The 18288-nt window shown below is 75.2% G+C and carries 12 protein-coding genes; 8 read left to right on the top strand and 4 right to left on the bottom strand.

All coding sequences use genetic code 11. The features are described from left to right. Positions 1 to 122 precede the first annotated feature (122 nt). Both OG899_RS09905 and OG899_RS09900 read right to left on the bottom strand, forming a co-directional pair. Complete coding sequence (locus OG899_RS09905) at positions 123 to 1739, bottom strand: DUF5691 domain-containing protein (protein WP_189428007.1); 1617 nt, start codon at positions 1737 to 1739, stop codon at positions 123 to 125. A gap of 276 nt (positions 1740 to 2015) precedes the next feature. Then, positions 2016 to 3365: an SWIM zinc finger family protein gene (locus OG899_RS09900; protein WP_125496773.1), complete on the bottom strand. Its 1350-nt coding sequence runs from the start codon at positions 3363 to 3365 to the stop codon at positions 2016 to 2018. Between the two features lie 132 nt (positions 3366 to 3497). Here OG899_RS09900 and OG899_RS09895 point away from each other — a divergent pair, with 132 nt between their 5' ends. The 5 genes from OG899_RS09895 (at position 3498) to sucD (ending at position 11526) form a co-directional block, all read left to right on the top strand. Beyond that, positions 3498 to 4730: an AAA family ATPase gene (locus OG899_RS09895; RefSeq protein ID WP_168131401.1), complete on the top strand. Its 1233-nt coding sequence runs from the start codon at positions 3498 to 3500 to the stop codon at positions 4728 to 4730. A gap of 169 nt (positions 4731 to 4899) precedes the next feature. Further along, complete coding sequence (locus OG899_RS09890) at positions 4900 to 7524, top strand: DUF5682 family protein (protein WP_221886884.1); 2625 nt, start codon at positions 4900 to 4902, stop codon at positions 7522 to 7524. Between the two features lie 56 nt (positions 7525 to 7580). After that, entirely contained in the window at positions 7581 to 8855 is a 1275-nt protein-coding gene (locus OG899_RS09885) for a VWA domain-containing protein (RefSeq protein WP_229814493.1), read from the top strand. Between the two features lie 580 nt (positions 8856 to 9435). Continuing rightward, on the top strand, positions 9436 to 10617 hold the full coding sequence (sucC, locus tag OG899_RS09880; protein ID WP_125496775.1) for an ADP-forming succinate--CoA ligase subunit beta: 1182 nt from the start codon (positions 9436 to 9438) through the stop codon (positions 10615 to 10617). 21 nt (positions 10618 to 10638) lie between these two features. Next, entirely contained in the window at positions 10639 to 11526 is an 888-nt protein-coding gene (gene sucD, locus OG899_RS09875) for a succinate--CoA ligase subunit alpha (protein WP_125496776.1), read from the top strand. Positions 11527 to 11718: 192 nt separating this feature from the next. On the opposite strand, the gene OG899_RS09870 is transcribed toward sucD, so the two are convergent. After that, a complete protein-coding gene (locus tag OG899_RS09870) occupies positions 11719 to 12621 on the bottom strand; it encodes an RNA polymerase subunit sigma-70 (RefSeq protein WP_306467615.1) in 903 nt (300 codons plus the stop codon). Between the two features lie 202 nt (positions 12622 to 12823). On the opposite strand from OG899_RS09870, the gene OG899_RS09865 reads away from it, so the two are divergent. Then, a complete protein-coding gene (locus tag OG899_RS09865; RefSeq protein WP_406310995.1) occupies positions 12824 to 14740 on the top strand; it encodes a DUF6350 family protein in 1917 nt (638 codons plus the stop codon). 76 nt (positions 14741 to 14816) lie between these two features. On the opposite strand, the gene OG899_RS09860 is transcribed toward OG899_RS09865, so the two are convergent. Continuing rightward, positions 14817 to 15626 carry a hypothetical protein gene (locus OG899_RS09860; protein ID WP_125496777.1) on the bottom strand — a complete coding sequence of 270 codons (810 nt, stop codon included), beginning with the start codon at positions 15624 to 15626 and terminating at the stop codon, positions 14817 to 14819. A 307-nt stretch (positions 15627 to 15933) separates the two neighbouring features. Between OG899_RS09860 and purN the strand changes: the two genes are divergently transcribed. After that, positions 15934 to 16563 (top strand): phosphoribosylglycinamide formyltransferase, encoded by a 630-nt coding sequence (gene purN / locus OG899_RS09855; protein ID WP_125496778.1) that lies wholly within the window; start codon positions 15934 to 15936, stop codon positions 16561 to 16563. After that, entirely contained in the window at positions 16560 to 18122 is a 1563-nt protein-coding gene (gene purH / locus OG899_RS09850) for a bifunctional phosphoribosylaminoimidazolecarboxamide formyltransferase/IMP cyclohydrolase (protein WP_406310994.1), read from the top strand. Before purN ends, purH begins: the two co-directional genes overlap by 4 nt. The last annotated feature ends 166 nt before the right edge of the window (positions 18123 to 18288 follow it).

The following is an 18288-nucleotide window of genomic DNA, read 5'->3' as shown; positions in this document are numbered from 1 at the left end:
TCGCGCAGGCTCTGGCGAGCCGGCCCGGCGCGTGCCACGGACGCCCGGACCGGGGCACCGCGGCAGCAGGAAGCCCCCGGCGGCCGCCGCTGCCGGGGCCGGGCCCGGCGGGGACCGCCGCCTCAGCCGCCGCGCAGCTCCTCGGCCATCGCGGACCGCACCCGCAAGGTCGCCACCAGACGCTGGAACTCCCCGGCCCAATGCTCCTCGACGCGGGCGGAGGTGGCGTCCTGCGCCCCCTCCCGCACCGCCACCAGCTTCTCCAACCGGTCCGCCTCCGCGGGGTCCAGGCACCGGTCGGCCAGCCCCATGACCCCGCTGAAGCTCCACGGGTAGCTCCCCGCGTCCCGGGCGATCTCGAGCGCGTCGACCACCGCCCGCCCCAGCGGTGCGGCCCACGGAACCGGGCACACCTCGAGCAGCTGGAACGCCTCGTCCAGCCCGTGCGCCGCGACGAAGCCCGCGACCCACTCGGCCCGCTCGTCGGGGCCCAGGGTCTCGACCAGACGGGACCGCTCGGCCAGGGACAGCGCGCCCGGCCCGCCGGACTCGGGCGCGCCGAGCAGGGCCCGCGCCCACCGGGCGTCCTTCTGCCGCACCGCCGCACGGCACCAGGCGGCGTGCAGCTCCTGACGCCAGTCGTCCGCCACCGGCAGCGCCACGATCTCCTGCGGTGTCCGCCCGCCGAGCCTGCCGGACCAGGTGCTCAGCGGGGCCGCCTCCAGCAGCTGGCCCAGCCACCACGCCCGCTCGCCCCGTCCCGAGGGGGCCTGGGGCACCACGCCGTCGCGCTGCATGCCCGCGTCGCACTCGTGCGGCGCCTCGACCACGAGCGTCGGCGTGCCGCTCGTGCGGTCGACGGCCACGCAGGCCGCCGCCCGCTCGGCCATCCGCGCGGCCAGTGCCGAGCCCGGCAGCGCCGACAGCAATTGCGCGGCGGTGGTCCGGACGTTGCGGCTGCGGTCGCCGAGGGCCTGCTCCAGGAACGGCTCGTCGTCCGGGCCCAGGTTGGTGCGCAGCACGTCGAGGAAGAGCAGCCGGTCCTCGGCCCGCTCACGCGTCCAGCCGGAGGCGAGCAGCTCGCGTGCGGCGGCGGGGCGCCGGTCGCGCAGCGCCGTCAGGAGCGCGACCCGCTCGCCGAACAGGCCCTCCTCCCACAGCTGCCGGATGCGGTCCGTGTCGTCCGGGCCGGGCAGGCCCGCGGCACCGGCCGGTGCCTCCCGCAGGACGAACCGCCACTCCGGGTTCAGCTGTGCCAGCCACCGGGCGCGCGGACCGGCGAACGTCAGTGCGGCGGGCCGCAGGTCGGTGTGGGCCCGGGCGGCGTCCAGCAGCGCGGGCAGCGTCTCCGGCGGCGGGGCGTAGCCGTGGGCGTTCGCCAGGGAGAGCCACTGGGGCAGCAGCCCCTTCAGGTCGGGGACGGGGCCCCGGCGTGCGCCACGGTCCGTGCCGGACCGGTCGGCCAGCAGCATCGCGAGCCGGCGGGCCGCTGCCGCGGGCAGGGCCGGGCGGGGATCCTCGGGTGCCGGTCGGGGACGCTGCGCCGCCGGTGCCGGGAGCAGCCCCGCCCGCCGCCGGACGGTCTCCACGGCGGCCGTGTCCAGGAGCGCCGTCGCAGCCGGACCGTCGCCGACGCCGTCGGGCAGCGCACGCCGGTCCGTGCCGAGCAGGGCGGTGGTGACCAGCTCCTGCCAGACGCCCGAGCCGGACGCCCCCACCGGGGCGGAGGTCATGACCATGGCTTCCTTTCCCTAGCCGGGTGCCTGCGGGCTGCTGCAGGGTGCCTGCGGGCGGCCGGAGGGCCACCCGGGTCGGCGTTCGCCCGGGACGGAACAGTCGGGTGGGGCGGACGGGACGGCAGCCGGCGGGTGCACCGCGGCCGCACCGTGGTGTCCGCCGTTCGGGTGAAGCGGGAGGCCGGGACGTGCCCGTCCGGCTCCGTGCTCCGGTGCGGCGTGCCGGGCCGGCGGTCCGCCCGTGCCGGCGGCCAGGCTGTGCGGCCGAGCAGGGACCGGTCAGCACAGGGCCACCGCCGGGGCCTCGTGCTGCGGCCAGGCCGTCAGCGGGGTGAAACCGCGGTGACCGCACTCGCCGAACACCGTGACCGGCCTGCCGCCGGACAGCGCGACCAGCCGCCACAGCCCCGGACGGAAGTGGGCCGAGAGGCTGAGGGGCAGCGCCGTGTCGGTGTCGGCGTCGGCCAGCTGCCAGGAGTCGCCGTCCGGGACCGGGACGACCGCCCGCAGTGTCACCGGGACCGACTCCAGCCACGGGTCCTCGTGCAGCGCCTCCCCGTACCGCGCGGCCGCCTCGGCCGTCGTCACGCCGGGCGGGCGGCGCAGCGTGGGAGCCGGCGGGCCGAACCGCTCGCCCAGGGCCACCCGTGCCTGGCCGGCACCCGGGTACGCGGACACCTCCGCGTCCATCAGCAGGCCCACCGGCAGCGACTGCTCGGGCTCGCGGCCGGCGGCGCCGTAGGAGAGCACGAGCGCCGTACGGCCGGTGTCCGTGCCGTACAGCCAGATGCGGCGGGTGGTCAGCCGCGAGGTCACGGTGTCGTGCTGGGAGAGCACCAGCCAGTGGTCCCGTATCGCGGGGCCGTCCGCGGAGCCGGGCAGACCGACCCGGGAACGGACCGTGGCCGCCAGCTCCTCCGGCAACTGCTCACGCCGCAGCCAGCCCTGGTCCAGCAGATGCAGCAGGGCACACTCCTCCAGCAGCCGCACCGGCCAGCCCGGTCCCGACGCGCACACCGACCCCAGGTCGCGCACCCGTGCCGCCAGCCCCGGGGCCTGCGCGTCGACCATGCGGGCCGCCATCTCCTCCCACAGCCCGTAGCCCGCCTGCTCGGCCCGCGCCAGGCCGCCGCGCAGCAGGTCGGCCAGGCGTTGCTCCAGCTCCGTCGCCCCCGCCGTGATCCGCTCGGCCCGGCGCTCCGCCCGGCGCCGCGCCGCCTCCGGGTCGGCGGAGGCGGAACGGGCCGCGGCCTTCGTGTGCTTCCCCGCGGCCCTCTTCCTGCGGCCCTCGAGCCACCGCTCGGCCCACTCCGGTGCCGTCCCCTCCGGCACCGCGTCCGGGCCGGCCGACCACAGAAGCAGCAGCCCGAGCGCGTGCTTGCACGGAATCTTGCGGCTGGGACACGTGCACGAGTACGCCGGCCCGGACGCGTCCCCGATGTCGGCCACCGTGCGGTACGGCGTCCTGCCGCTGCCCTTGCACAGCCCCCACACCGCTCCCTCGGTCGAACTACCCGTCTCGGACCACGGCCCCGCCGTGCCGAGTTTGCTGCCCGCTTTGCGCGACGCGGCGTCAGGCGCCAGTGCCAGCACCTGGTCCGCGCTCCAGCGCACCCCCTGCTGAGTCATGCCGTCGACGGTAGGTCCCCCCACTGACAATCGGCCCCGAGACGGCATTTCCGCAGGTCAGAACGGATTGTCAGTGGGGTGGTGCACGGTGGGACCACATTCGCACCGGCCGAGCTGGAGGGGGCCTCAGCCATGTCTGTTTCCGTCGGGACGACGTCCGCCGCACCGCGCCGCAAGCGCTCCGCGTCCGCGAACACCGAGGAGTCCGCGCCCGTGAACACCGAGCAGTCCGCGCCCGCGAACGGCGAGCGGACCGACACCGCGACCACGTCCGCGCAGGGGGAGGGGCAGGCGCTGCGTCCGCACGCCGAGGACGCCTTCGCCGACGAGCTGGCGGCACTGGCCGCACACGACGACCGGCCGCGGCCGGCCCGCTGGAAGCTGTCGCCGTGGGCGGTCGCCACCTACCTGCTCGGCGGCACCCTGCCGGACGGCACGGTGATCACGCCGAAGTACGTCGGGCCGCGCCGCGTCGTCGAGGTCGCGGTCACCACCCTCGCCACCGACCGTGCGCTGCTCCTGCTGGGCGTGCCCGGCACCGCCAAGACCTGGGTGTCGGAGCACCTGGCGGCGGCGGTCAGCGGCGACTCCACCCTGCTGGTGCAGGGCACGGCGGGCACGCCGGAGGAGGCGATCCGCTACGGGTGGAACTACGCGCAGCTGCTCGCGCACGGTCCGAGCCGTGACGCCCTCGTGCCCAGCCCCGTGATGCGGGCCATGGCGCAGGGCATGACCGCGCGCGTGGAGGAGCTGACCCGCATCCCCGCCGACGTGCAGGACACGCTGATCACCATCCTGTCGGAGAAGACCCTGCCCATACCGGAGCTGGGCGAAGAGGTGCAGGCGGTCCGCGGGTTCAACCTGATCGCCACGGCCAACGACCGCGACCGCGGCGTCAACGACCTGTCCAGCGCTCTGCGCCGGCGCTTCAACACAGTGGTGCTGCCGCTGCCTCAGTCCCCGGACGCGGAGGTCGACATCGTCACGCGCCGGGTCGAGCAGATCGGCCGCTCGCTGGACCTGCCGGCGGTGCCGGACGGCATCGACGAGATCCGCCGGGTGGTGACGGTCTTCCGCGAGCTGCGGGACGGCGTCACGACCGACGGCCGCACCAAGCTGAAGTCGCCCAGCGGCACCCTGTCGACGGCGGAGGCCATCTCGGTCGTCACCAACGGTCTCGCCCTCGCCGCCCACTTCGGCGACGGAGTGCTGCGCGCCGGTGACGTCGCCGCCGGGATCGTCGGCGCCGTCGTCCGGGACCCGGCGGCCGACCGCGTCATCTGGCAGGAGTACCTGGAGACGGTGGTGCGCGAACGCGACGGCTGGAAGGACTTCTACCGCGCCTGCCGGGAGGTGAGCGCATGACCGGCTGCGCCAGGACGGACGAGAGACGGAGGACGGTGCCCGTGCGCGGCGACGGGGCGGTGCGGGCCCGCTCCGGCGAGGAGCCCAGCTGGACGGGCGGAAAAGGCGGACGGCTCACGCGGTGCGGACGGCACGCGGGGCGGGAACGGCTGACGGCGAGGGGGACGGTGTGACCGGAGCTGACAGGGCGGGCGGCCGCGGCAGGGCCGCGGAGCCGCTGCTGCTCGGAGTGCGGCACCACGGCCCCGGGTCGGCGCGCGCGGTGCGGGCCGCGCTCGACGCGGCCCGGCCGGACGTGGTGCTCGTCGAGGGCCCGCCGGAGGCCGATGCGCTGCTCCCGCTCGCCGCGGACGAGGGCATGCGGCCGCCCGTGGCGCTGCTCGCCCACGCCGTGGACGAGCCGGCCCGCTCGGTGTTCTGGCCGCTGGCCGCCTTCTCCCCGGAGTGGGTGGCCGTCCGGTGGGCCCTGGAGCACGGGGCCGAGGTCCGCTTCATCGACCTGCCGGCCGCGCACACCCTGGCGTGGGACCGGCACCGGACCGCTTCCGGGAAGGCGGACCAGGGACCCGGTGACGGCCGGGGCTCCGCGGGGGAGGGGACCGCGGAGCCGCCGGCCGGGACCGGAGCGGAGGCGACGGTGGCGACCGGTTCCGGACCCGCCGGAACCGGCGCCGCCGGCCCGGGTCCCGCCCAGGAGCCACCGGAGGCCGCCGGCCCGCACGCGCCCGCACCGGCAGCCGGGGGAGCACCCGAAGCCGGGCACCCGGACGGGGCACAGCCGGCCACCGGGCACCCGGCCGGCGACGACGTGCGCGTCGATCCGCTCGCCGCGCTCGCCGCTGCCGCCGGCTACGACGACCCGGAGCGCTGGTGGGAGGACGTGGTCGAGCACCGGGGCGCCGGACAGGGGGACCCGCTGGCGCCGTTCACGGTGCTGGAGGAGGCCATGACCGCGCTGCGGGAGACGTACGCGGACCGCGACGACGAGCGGGATCTCGTGCGCGAGGCCCACATGCGCCTGAAGATCCGCGCGGCGCGGCGCGAGTCCGGCGGGAGCGTGGCCGTGGTGTGCGGGGCGTGGCATGTGCCCGCACTGCGCCGGAAGGCCACCGTCACCGCCGACCGCGCCCTGCTGAAAGGGCTGCCCAAGGTCAAGACCGACATGACGTGGGTGCCCTGGACGCACCGGCGGCTGTCCCGGGCCGGCGGTTACGGCGCGGGCATCGACGCACCCGGCTGGTACGCGCATCTGTTCGACGCGCCGGACCGGCCGGTCGAGCGCTGGCTGACCAAGGTGGCCGCACTGCTGCGCGCCGAGGACCGGACCGTCTCCACCGCGCACGTCATCGAGGCGGTACGGCTGGCCGAGACACTGGCCGCCATGCGCGGGCGCCCGCTGCCCGGACTGGGCGAGACCCTGGACGCCGCACGGGCGGTGATGTGCGAGGGATCCGACGTCCCGCTGGCGCTGGTGCACGACCGGCTGGTGGTCGGGGACGAGCTGGGCGAGGTGCCCGACGCGGCGCCCGCGGTGCCCCTGCAGCGGGACCTGACCCGCCTCCAGCGGCGGCTGCGGCTCAAGCCGGAGGCGCACGAACGGAGGGTCGACCTGGACCTGCGCAAGGAGACGGACGCCGAGCGGAGCCGTCTGCTGCACCGGCTGCGGCTGCTGGGCGTGAACTGGGGCGAGCCGGCCGGTGCCCCCGGCAGCACGGGCACGTTCCGGGAGAGCTGGTGGCTGCGCTGGGAGCCGGAGCTGTCGGTGCGGGTCGCCGAGGCCGGGGCGTGGGGCACGACCGTCGTGGCCGCCGCGACCGCCAAGGCGGAGGCGGAGGCCCTCGGCGCCGCCACCCTCGCCGACGTCACCGCGCTCGCCGAGCACTGCCTGCTCGCCCAGCTGCCCGCGGCGCTCCCCGTGGTCATGCAGGTGCTGGCCGACAAGGCCGCGCTCGACGCGGACGTCGGGCACCTCGCCCAGGCGCTGCCGGCCCTGGTCCGCTCGCTGCGCTACGGCGACGTGCGCGGCACGGCGACCGAGGCGCTGGCCGAGGTCGCCGCGGGCCTGGCCGAACGCATCTTCGTCGGCCTGCCGCCGGCCTGCGCCGTGCTCGACGCGGACGGTGCCGCACAGATGCGGCGCCATCTGGACGCCGTGCACCCCGCCACGGGGATGCTCGGCGACACCCTCCCGGACCGCCGCGACGAGCTGCGCGCCCGCTGGCACGGCGTGCTGCGCACCCTGTCCGGCCGGGACACCGTGCCCGGGCTGCTGCGCGGACGCGCGGCACGGCTCCTGCTCGACGACGGCAGCCTCGAGCAGGAACAGGCGGCGCGCCTGATGGGCCTGGCGCTCTCCCCGGGCACACCGCCCGCGGACGCCGCCGCATGGATCGAGGGATTCGCCGGCGGCGGGGGAGGGATGCTGCTCGTGCACGACGAGCGGCTGCTCGGCCTGGTCGACACCTGGCTGACCGGGGTGCCCGCGGAGGCGTTCGAGGATGTCCTGCCGCTGCTGCGGCGCACCTTCTCGACGTACGAGCCGGGGGTGCGCCGGACGCTCGGTGAGCTGGTGCGGCGCGGTCCCGGACAGGCCGGCGACGCCGCGGCCGGGACGGCCGGAGCTGCGGGGTTCGCCGCCGAGCTCGACCGGGAGCGGGCCGACGCGGTGCTGCCGGTGGTGCGGCTGCTGCTGGGGCTGGACGACCCGAGGACGCCTCTTGCGGCCGGCCCGTCCGGTTCCGCGGCCGGCGCGCGGGCCCGGGCAGCGGACGGCGAACCGGCGGGGGTGGCGTGATGGCGTCCGGTGAACCGACGGGGGACGTGACGGCGTCCGGGAAGGAGCGACACGAGATGCGGGTGCAGGACCCGGCGCAGGACCGGCACGAGGTACGGGGGCAGGATCCGGCGCAGGACCGGCACGAGGTACGGGGGCAGGATCCGGCGCAGGACCGGCACGAGGTAGAGGGGCAGGATCCGGCCCAGGAGCGGCTGCGGCGCTGGCGGCTGGTGCTCGGCGGTGAGGAAGGGGCGGACGGCACCCGGTGCGTGCTGTCGGGCCGGGACGCCGCCATGGACGCGGCGCTCACCGCGCTCTACGGAGGCGGCGGGGCCGGGGCGGGACGGGCGAGCCGGGAGCGGTCCGCCGGACTCGGTGCCTCGGCACCCTCGGTGGCCCGCTGGCTGGGGGACATCCGGACCTACTTCCCCTCCTCCGTCGTCCAGGTCATGCAGCGGGACGCCATCGATCGGCTGGGCCTGTCCACCCTGCTGCTGGAACCGGAGATGCTCGAGGCGGTGGAAGCGGACGTCCATCTCGTCGGCACCCTGCTGTCGCTGAACAAGGCCATGCCGGAGACGACGAAGGAGACGGCACGCGCGGTCGTCCGCAAGGTCGTCGAGGACCTGGAGAAGCGGCTCGCCACCCGCACCCGGTCCGCCCTCGCCGGCGCCCTGGACCGCAGCGCCCGGGTGAACCGGCCCCGCCACCACGACATCGACTGGAACCGCACGATCGCGGCCAACCTCAAGAACTATCTGCCCGAGTACCGGACGGTCGTGCCCGAGCGGCTCATCGGCTACGCCCGCGCCTCCCGGTCCGTGAAGAAGGAGGTCATCCTCTGCATCGACCAGTCCGGGTCGATGGCGGCGTCCGTGGTGTACGCCTCGGTGTTCGGCGCGGTGCTGGCGTCCATGCGGTCCCTCGACACACGGCTGGTCGTGTTCGACACCTCGGTCGTCGACCTCACCGACCAGCTGGACGACCCGGTCGACGTGCTCTTCGGCACCCAGCTCGGCGGCGGCACCGACATCAACCGCGCGCTGGCCTACTGCCAGTCGCAGATCACCCGGCCCTCCGAGACGGTCGTCGTTCTCATCAGCGACCTGTACGAGGGCGGCATACGCGACGAGATGCTCAAGCGGGTCGCGGCGATGAAGGCGTCCGGGGTGCAGTTCGTGGCGCTGCTCGCGCTGTCCGACGAGGGCGCCCCCGCCTACGACCGGCAGCACGCGGCCGCGCTCGCGGCCCTCGGCGCACCGGCGTTCGCCTGCACCCCCGACCTGTTCCCCGAGGTGATGGCGGCGGCGCTGCAGAAGCGACCCCTGCCGGTGCCGGACGCCGCATGAGACACGGACCGGAGGCAGCCCGCCTGCCGGGCGCCCGCAGGCCGGGTGAGGTGACAGCGGGTCACGGGCGACAGCGCGCGGGCCGCCTGGCGAACGGGCTGCCTCCGGTGGCCGGCGCGGGTCCCGAGGCACCCGGCCACCGGCCCGTCGGCGCCTGGCCACCGGTCGGTCCGTCGGGCGCTCGGCCACCGGTCCGTCAGTGCCGGTCCACCGCTCCGGCGCACGGACGGTCACCGTCGGGCGCTCCGCCGGCCGTCGCGGCCCGGCGACCGGCCGCTCCGGAACGGCGCGGCCGTTCCGGCAGGTCGCGCGGGGACGAGCCCCGGCCCGGGGGCTCGCACGGACCGGCCCCCTCTTGGCACGCCGTGCCAGAGGCGCGGCATCATGTGACAGGTATCACCGCTCGGGTGTGACCCCGGATTTAGGGCGCTCCCGCGGGCGGCGATAACCTGCGAGGTGGACATGCCGCGCGCTCGGACACCGTGTGCGCCTCCCTTGTGACAAGCGGACGTCACGTTGCCCTTCGCGGCACGCCCACGCATTCAACGAACCGCTAGATCACTGATAGGGACGGAAGCGCGTGGACCTGTTCGAGTACCAGGCGAGGGACCTCTTCGCCAAGCACGGTGTACCGGTGCTGGCCGGTGAAGTCATCGACACGCCTGAGGCGGCGCGCGAAATCACCGAGCGGCTGGGCGGCAAGTCGGTCGTCAAGGCGCAGGTGAAGGTCGGTGGTCGCGGCAAGGCCGGTGGTGTGAAGCTGGCCGCCACTCCGGACGAGGCGGTCGCTCGCGCGACGGACATCCTCGGCATGGACATCAAGGGCCACACGGTCCACAAGGTCATGATCGCCGAGACCGCTCCGGAGATCGTCGAGGAGTACTACGTCTCCTTCCTCCTCGACCGTGCGAACCGCACCTTCCTGTCCATCGCCTCCGTCGAGGGCGGCATGGAGATCGAGGAGGTCGCGGCCACCCGTCCCGAGGCCGTCGCCAAGATCGCGATCGACCCGATCGACGGTGTCGACAAGGCGAAGGCCCAGGAGATCGTCGCCGCCGCGAAGTTCCCGGCCGAGGTCGCCGACAAGGTCGCCGACGTGCTGGTGAAGCTGTGGGAGGTCTTCGTCGAGGAGGACGCCCTCCTGGTCGAGGTGAACCCGCTCGCCAAGGTCGCCTCCGGTGACGTCATCGCGCTGGACGGCAAGGTCTCCCTGGACGACAACGCCGAGTTCCGCCACCCGGAGTTCGAGGCGCTGCACGACAAGGCGGCGGCCAACCCGCTCGAGGCCGCGGCCAAGGCGAAGGGCCTCAACTACGTCAAGCTCGACGGCGAGGTCGGCATCATCGGCAACGGCGCCGGCCTGGTCATGTCCACCCTGGACGTGGTCGCCTACGCCGGTGAGAAGCACAACGGCGTGAAGCCCGCCAACTTCCTCGACATCGGTGGCGGTGCCTCGGCCGAGGTCATGGCGAACGGCCTGGAGATCATTCTGGGCGACCCCGACGTCAAGTCGGTCTTCGTCAACGTCTTCGGCGGCATCACCGCCTGCGACGCCGTCGCCAACGGCATCGTGCAGGCCCTGGACCTGCTCAAGAGCAAGGGCGAAGAAGTCAACAAGCCGCTGGTCGTGCGCCTCGACGGCAACAACGCCGAGCTGGGCCGCAAGATCCTGACGGACGCCAACCACCCGCTGGTCCAGCAGGTGGACACCATGGACGGCGCGGCCGACAAGGCCGCCGAGCTGGCTGCTGCCGCGAAGTAAGGGACGAGGTCACACAACACCATGGCTATCTTCCTCACCAAGGAATCCAAGGTCATCGTCCAGGGCATGACCGGCTCGGAGGGTCAGAAGCACACCCGCCGCATGCTCGCCTCCGGCACGAACATCGTCGGTGGCGTGAACCCGCGCAAGGCGGGCCAGGTCGTCGACTTCGACGGCACCGAGATCCCGGTCTTCGGCACCGTCAAGGAGGCCATCGAGAAGACCGGCGCCGACGTCACCGTGATCTTCGTCCCGGAGAAGTTCACCAAGGACGCGGTCATCGAGGCCATCGACGCCGAGATCCCGCTCGCGGTCGTCATCACCGAGGGCATCGCCGTCCACGACACGGCGTCCTTCTGGGCGTACGCCGGCAAGAAGGGCAACAAGACCCGCATCATCGGCCCGAACTGCCCCGGCCTGATCACCCCGGGCCAGTCGAACGCCGGCATCATCCCGGCCGACATCACCAAGCCGGGCCGCATCGGTCTGGTCTCCAAGTCCGGCACGCTGACGTACCAGATGATGTACGAGCTGCGGGACATCGGCTTCTCCACCTGCGTCGGCATCGGCGGTGACCCGATCATCGGCACCACCCACATCGACGCCCTGAAGGCGTTCCAGGAGGACCCCGAGACCGACCTGATCGTCATGATCGGCGAGATCGGCGGCGACGCCGAGGAGCGGGCCGCGGCCTTCATCAAGGAGAACGTGACCAAGCCGGTCGTCGGCTACGTCGCGGGCTTCACCGCCCCCGAGGGCAAGACCATGGGCCACGCCGGCGCCATCGTCTCCGGCTCCTCCGGCACCGCCCAGGCCAAGAAGGAGGCCCTCGAGGCCGCCGGCGTCAAGGTCGGCAAGACCCCGACCGAGACGGCCAAGCTGGCGCGCGAGATCCTCGCCGCCTCCTGAGCGACCGGTCTCGTCGCCTTCCGAGCCTTCCGAAGCGCGAGCCGATCCGCCGCACGGCGCTCGGCCGGTGGGCCCGCCCCTGCACCAGGGGCGGGCCCACCGCCGTTCTCGGGCCCGTTCGACGACGGGTCACACGGGTGACCGGCGATGCCGGACGACGGGGGTGCCGGCTCGTGTCACGGGCGTCGGCCGCTAACGCGCCAGTGGCAGAAGCCGTTCCGGGCCGGCGAAGGGCCCCTTGCGCAGCTTGGTGCTCGGACGGAGGGCGTCGCGGGACACCGGGCCGAGCGTGCCCGGCACCGGCAGTCCCTCCACGGCGTGGCCGGGCGACACCGGCGCCTCGTAGTGGGTGGGGGCGGTGTGCCAGGTCAGCGCGGTCGCCCCGGTGACGGCCGCGGTGAGCGCGAGGGCGGACCGGGTCCACAGCCGGACTCCGTGTTCCCCGGCGGCGCGCAGGTCCTTCGCCGCGGGCACCGGACCGCGTTCCGCGGAGCCCAGGCTCACCAGCCGCCGGTGCAGTTCGGCGGGGTCGGCGAGGTCCGGCAGCAGGGCCGCCACGGCCTCGCGGGCGTGCAGCAGCCGGTTCGCCGTCGCGGCCGTGCCCGCCTCGGTCTCCGCGGCCGTGTCGGGCAGGTTCAGGCCCACGCCGTCGTGGAGGACGAGGGTGCGGCGGTAGCACGGCGGCAGCCGGAGCAGCACCGCCTGGAGCGCCCGGTCGGCCGGATCGGGCGGGACATCGGGGCGCCGGCCGACCCGGAGGGCCGACCGCCAGGGGGACAGGGCGCAATCGTAGGCCGCCGCACGCACCCAGCTCGGCGGGTCGGGGTCGCGGGCGACCTCGGGCCAGCGCTGCCAGGCCAGCCGGAAGGCCCGCGCCACGGCGTCGCGCGCGTGGTCGTGACGGCCCGTGAGCAGATAGGCCTGGCGCTGCAGTGCCGGGGCGCAGTAGGCGTGCAGCGCGTCGAAGGCCTGAGCGGGAGTCGGTCGCGCCCCGGCCCGACGGCCGACGGCGCGCGTGGAACCGTTCCGTGCCCCGGCTCCGGCCCCGCCCCTCGTTCCGGAACCGCCCCTGCCTTCGGTCTCCACCCCGGACACGTACGCCTCCTGAGCGGTTGTCAGGCCTGCGAGAGCCCCCGGACACCGGCGGTGCGGCGGCGGAGGCAGAGGAGTCGCGCGGCTGTCCGGCACCGTGCCTCCCTCCGCGTCCTCCCTCCGCATGAACCGTCGCATAAGCGTATCTTGAGCGACACTACGGAGAAGCGCCCGTTACGCCCGGAAAGCGAGTGACGTTGGGAGCATGGCGGGCGTGATCCAGACGAAGAACCGTCGACGACCGCCGCTCGCCTCCCCGCCCGCCCGTCTGCGTTCCCGGTCGCCCGGATTCGGCGCCGGTCTCCTGGGCGGCGCGGTCGCTGCGGGCCTCGGCCTCGGTGCGACCGCCGTCCTCGTCATCGTCCTGTGGATCAGCTCCCCCGACCCCGACGGCTCACCGGGCAGCGCCCTGCGCGTGGCCGCCGCCCTGTGGCTGCTGGCGCACGGGGCCGAACTGGTCCGCACCGGCACACTCACCGGCGCGGACGTCCCCCTCGGCGTCACCCCGCTGCTGCTGCTCCTGCTGCCCACGGTGCTGCTGCACCGGGCGGGCCGGGACGCCACCGACCCCGGCGACGGGGGCCCGCTGGTCCCGCCGCGCACCGCCTGGAGCGGTGTCGTCGCCGGCTATCTCTCCGTGGTCGGCGCCGCCGCGGGATACGCCCAGGACGGGCCGCTGCGCCCCTCCTGGCCCTGGGCCGTGCTGTGGGTGCCGCTGGTCACCGCGGTCGCGGCGGGCAGCGGCGTCTGGGCGGCGTACGGCTGTCCCCGCGCGCCGCTCGAGCGGGCACTGAGCCGGTTGTCGCCGGGCGTGCGCCGTCTGCTCCTCATGCCGGGCCCGCGGGCGCGGCTGGGGCCCTCGGCCCGGGCCGCGGGAGCCGGTGCGCTGATGTTCACCGGAGGCGGTGCGCTGGTGCTCGGGGTGTCCCTGGTGTGGCACTCCGGGGCGGCCCAGGCGGGCTTCGTCCGGCTGACGGAGGGCTGGGCGGGCCGGTTCGCGGTGCTGCTGCTGTGCCTGGCGTTGCTGCCCAACGCGGTGCTGTGGGCGGTGGCCTACACCCTCGGGCCGGGGTTCCAGCTCGGCGCCGGTCACCTCGTCACCCCGGTCGGCTCCGCACCGGCGCCGCTGCTGCCGCCGTTCCCGCTGCTCGCGGCCGTGCCGGACGCGGGCCCCGGCACCCGGCTGCACTGGGCGTGCGCGGCGGTGCCGGTGGCGGCCGGAGCGACCATCGGCTGGTTCGTCGCCGACGCCGCGACCGGCGAGGTGCGGGACGCCGACGGGGACGGCCGGGCCTGGTCCTGGCGGCGGACCGCGGGCGGTGCCGCCCTGGCCTGCCTGGTGTGCGCGCTCGGCCTCGGTGCGGCCGCGCAGCTGGCGGGTGGCGCGCTGGGCCACGGCGTGCTCGCGCGGTTCGGTCCGGCCGGCTGGCAGGTGGCCGGGGCCGCGGTGCTGTGGACCGTACCGGTGGCCGTGCCGACGGCGCTGCTGGTCTGGGTGTGGCGGCGCTGGGCGAGCCGCCTGTTCCGGCGCGCCCGGAGCGCGGTGCGCATCGTCGGGCCGCGCCACGGCGACACCGTCGGGCCGCGCCACGGCGACGCGCAGCCGGCCGGGCCCGCGCAGGCCGCGGCGGTGCGGGTGCCCCCGCGCTACGACGACGCCTCCGCCGAGCCGTACGACGCGCTGCCCCTCGATCCGGCCGTGAGCGACCCCACCGCCTGGCCCGACGACCACGCCGCACACCGCCCGCACCGGCCGGGCCTCCCGCACACCCCGTGGTCACCGAAGGACGCCGACCCGGCGCCGGAACCGCGGGCACCCCAGAGAGAGCCGGGCCGTGCGGCGGACGAACAGGACGGGGAGGAGGGACGGGCCGGACGCGAGCAGAAGCCGGCCCCGGTGCCGCCGTCGTCCTCGTCCCGGCCGGCGCACCTGCCGACGGCCCCCCGGCCCCGTCCCGGACCGCAAGCCGTCCCACCACCCGCGCCGCAGGACCCGCACGACACCGGAACCGTCCCCCGGCCCGGCACGGCAGGCGTCACACCGGGCGATCGCACAACCGCACCCGCTCCGGACGACCCCGATGCCGCACCCGCTCCGGGCAGCACACCCGGGCCCGGCTGACCACGGGCCACCGGCCGCCCGGGCGGCACGACCCCGGCCGCCCGAGCGCCGAGGCCGCCTGAACCGCCCGCGGACCTCAGCCGTCCGCGTCCAGCAGCCCCCGCAGCTGCTGCGGCAGATGCTGGTCGCAGGACTGTCTGGCCTGATGGGTGAGCGCGTCGTCCACGCACGCGTAGTAGTCGCGGTAGACGAACTGCGCGGCGAAGCCCGACGCGACCAGCACCAGCGCCAGCGAGGCGGTGACCAGGCCGCTGACCGCCGCCGTGGCCTGCGGGCGGCCCTGCGGCTGCGGTGCGGCCGACCGGTCCGGATCCGGGCGGCGCGGCGCGGACCGCAGCGAGCTGATGCCCCAGTACAGGGCGAGCGCGCCGAGCAGCAGCGCCACATAGGGCCAGCCGAACAGCACGAAGAAGAACGCCCACATGCCGCACAGCAGCGCGTAGCGCGCCCGGCGCTGCGCGGGATCGGTGGGGTCCCAGCGGGTGCCCGGGCCGGGCCGTCGGCCGGGGCCCTCGCCGCCGGCGCCCGGCAGCTGCGGGCGTTCGCCGAAGCCGCCGGGGGAGCGGTCGGGCTGCCGGTCGCTCCAGCGGCCCCAGGGCGAGCGGTCGCCGCCCTCGCCCCGGCCCTCCTCGCCGGAGGCATCGCCCCCCGAGGGGCGCCGCGGCTGCCAGGGGCGGTCCGGGGCGCCCTCGGGCGGCGGCGCGAACGGGTTGTCGTCCGTCCCGGCGCCCGGCCGGCCGGAGTTGTTCGGGTCGGCGTCCTTGCCCCGGGTGTCCTTCCCGTCCGGCGGCGAGGAGGGGCGCTCCCGCAGCAACACGGTGCCGCGCTCCCCTCCCCGCGCCGACTGCGGAGGGAGCATGAGGAGTCGCAGGCTGCGGTCCGGCATCGAGTAAGCGTCTTCCCCTTGTGGTTACGGCTGACGAGACTGCTGACGGGCACCCGGCCGGCATGGGCCGGACGAAGCTGTCACAGCGAGAACGCGCCGCGGCGCGGCCGCGTTCCCGAGTCCCTTCCTCCCCGACGCTACCCTCCGGCCCCGCCCCCGTCCCATGGGGGCCGTCGGCGGTGCCGGTATCGTTGCTGACGGTCGGCCGCTTCGTAGGCTTCCCCGTATCGGAGGGCACGAAGCATTCGTACGACCGTACAAACGCGTCGACCGTACCGAACAGGCTTCCCCGAGAAAGGGCCCCGTCGTGGCCGCCAAGCCCGTGGTCAAGCGCCTCGTCGTGCTGGTCTCCGGATCCGGCACCAATCTGCAGGCGCTCCTCGACGCGATCGCCGCATCGGGCGCCGAGGCCTTCGGCGCCGAGATCGTCGCCGTGGGCGCCGACCGTGACGGCATCGAGGGGCTGGCGCGCGCCGAGCGCGCCGGGGTGCCGACCTTCGTCCGCCGCATCGAGGACCACGGCACGCGCGAGGAGTGGGACGCGGCGCTCACCGAGGCCGTGGCCGCCTGGGAACCCGACCTCGTCGTCTCCGCCGGGTTCATGAAGATCCTGGGCAAGGAGTTCCTCGCACGGTTCGGCGGGCGCATCGTCAACACGCATCCCGCCCTGCTGCCCAGTTTTCCCGGGGCCCACGGCGTCCGTGACGCGCTCGCGTACGGCGTCAAGGTCACCGGCTGCACCGTCCACTTCGTCGACGACGGCGTCGACACCGGGCCGATCATCGCGCAGCGCGCGGTGGAGATCCGGGACGAGGACGACGAGAGCGCACTGCACGAGCGCATCAAGGAAGTCGAGCGAAGGCTGCTCGTCGAGGTCGTGGGGCGGCTCGCCCGCCACGGCCATCGCATCGAGGGACGAAAGGTAGTAATCCAGTGACCGCCGAGAGCAACAAGCGGCCCATCCGGCGCGCGCTCGTCAGCGTCTACGACAAGACCGGCCTGGAGGAGCTGGCGCGCGGGCTGCACGAGGCCGGCGTCGCACTCGTCTCCACCGGCTCCACCGCCGCGAAGATCGCCGCGGCCGGTGTGCCCGTCACCAAGGTCGAGGAGCTGACCGGCTTCCCCGAGTGCCTGGACGGCCGCGTCAAGACCCTGCACCCCAAGGTGCACGCGGGCATCCTCGCCGACCTGCGCCTCGAGGACCACCGGCGGCAGCTGGCCGAGCTGGGCGTGGAGCCCTTCGACCTGGTCGTGGTGAACCTCTACCCGTTCCGGGAGACGGTCGCCTCCGGCGCCGACCCCGACGCGTGCGTGGAGCAGATCGACATCGGCGGCCCCTCGATGGTGCGCGCCGCCGCGAAGAACCACCCGTCGGTCGCGGTGGTCACCAGCCCCGAGCGGTACGCCGACGTCCTCGCCGCGGTGAAGGACGGCGGGTTCGATCTGGCCGCCCGCAAGCGCCTGGCCGCCGAGGCGTTCCGGCACACCGCCGAGTACGACATCGCGGTCTCCTCGTGGTTCGCCTCGTCCTACGCGCCGGCCGACGACTCCCCGTTCCCCGAGTTCCTCGCCACCGGCCTGGAGCGGTCGCGCACCCTGCGCTACGGCGAGAACCCGCACCAGCCCGCCGCCCTGTACACCGCGGGCACCGGCGGCCTGGCCGAGGCGGAGCAGCTGCACGGCAAGGAGATGTCGTACAACAACTACACGGACACGGAGGCCGCCCGCCGTGCCGCGTACGACCACGCCGAGCCGTGCGTGGCGATCATCAAGCACGCCAACCCGTGCGGCATCGCGATCGGCGCCGACGTGGCCGAGGCGCACCGCAAGGCGCACGCCTGCGACCCGCTGTCCGCGTTCGGCGGTGTGATCGCCGTGAACCGTCCCGTCAGCAAGGAGATGGCCGAGCAGGTCGCCGAGATCTTCACCGAGGTCGTCGTCGCCCCGGACTACGAGGACGGCGCCCTGGAGGTCCTCACCCGGAAGAAGAACATCCGGGTGCTGCGCTGCCCCGAGGGCCCCGCGCAGTCCCTCGAGGTCAAGCCGATCGACGGCGGCGCCCTGGTGCAGGTGGCCGACCGGCTGCACGCCGAGGGCGACGACCCGGCCGCCTGGACGCTCGCCTGCGGCGAGGCCCTGTCCGAGGAGGAGCTGGCCGAGCTGGCGTTCGCCTGGAAGGCCTGCCGGGCGGTGAAGTCCAACGCGATCCTGCTCGCCAAGGACGGCGCCTCGGTCGGCGTCGGCATGGGCCAGGTCAACCGGGTCGACTCCTGCAAGCTGGCGGTCGAGCGGGCGGGCGAGGAGCGGGCGCGCGGCTCCTACGCCGCCTCGGACGCCTTCTTCCCCTTCCCCGACGGCCCGCAGATCCTGATCGAGGCCGGGGTGAAGGCCATCGTCCAGCCGGGCGGCTCGATCCGCGACGCCGAGGTCGTCGAGGCCGTGCGCAAGGCGGGTGTGACGATGTACTTCACCGGCGCCCGGCACTTCTTCCACTGAGCACGGCGCTCCCACGGAGCACGGCGCTCCCGCGGAGCACACGTGTCACCGAGCACGGCGGCCGACGGGCCGGGCACCTGCGCCGCAGGACGCCGGCCGCACAGCACGGCGGCCTCCGGCCCCTCCCGCGCAAGAGGGGCCGGAGGCCGTGTTCCCTGTCACCGGA

Origin of the sequence: Streptomyces thermoviolaceus, assembly GCF_045209695.1 — a bacterium.
Taxonomy (GTDB): Bacteria; Actinomycetota; Actinomycetes; order Streptomycetales; family Streptomycetaceae; genus Streptomyces; species Streptomyces thermoviolaceus.
This window is presented reverse-complemented; position numbering and strand designations above follow the sequence as displayed.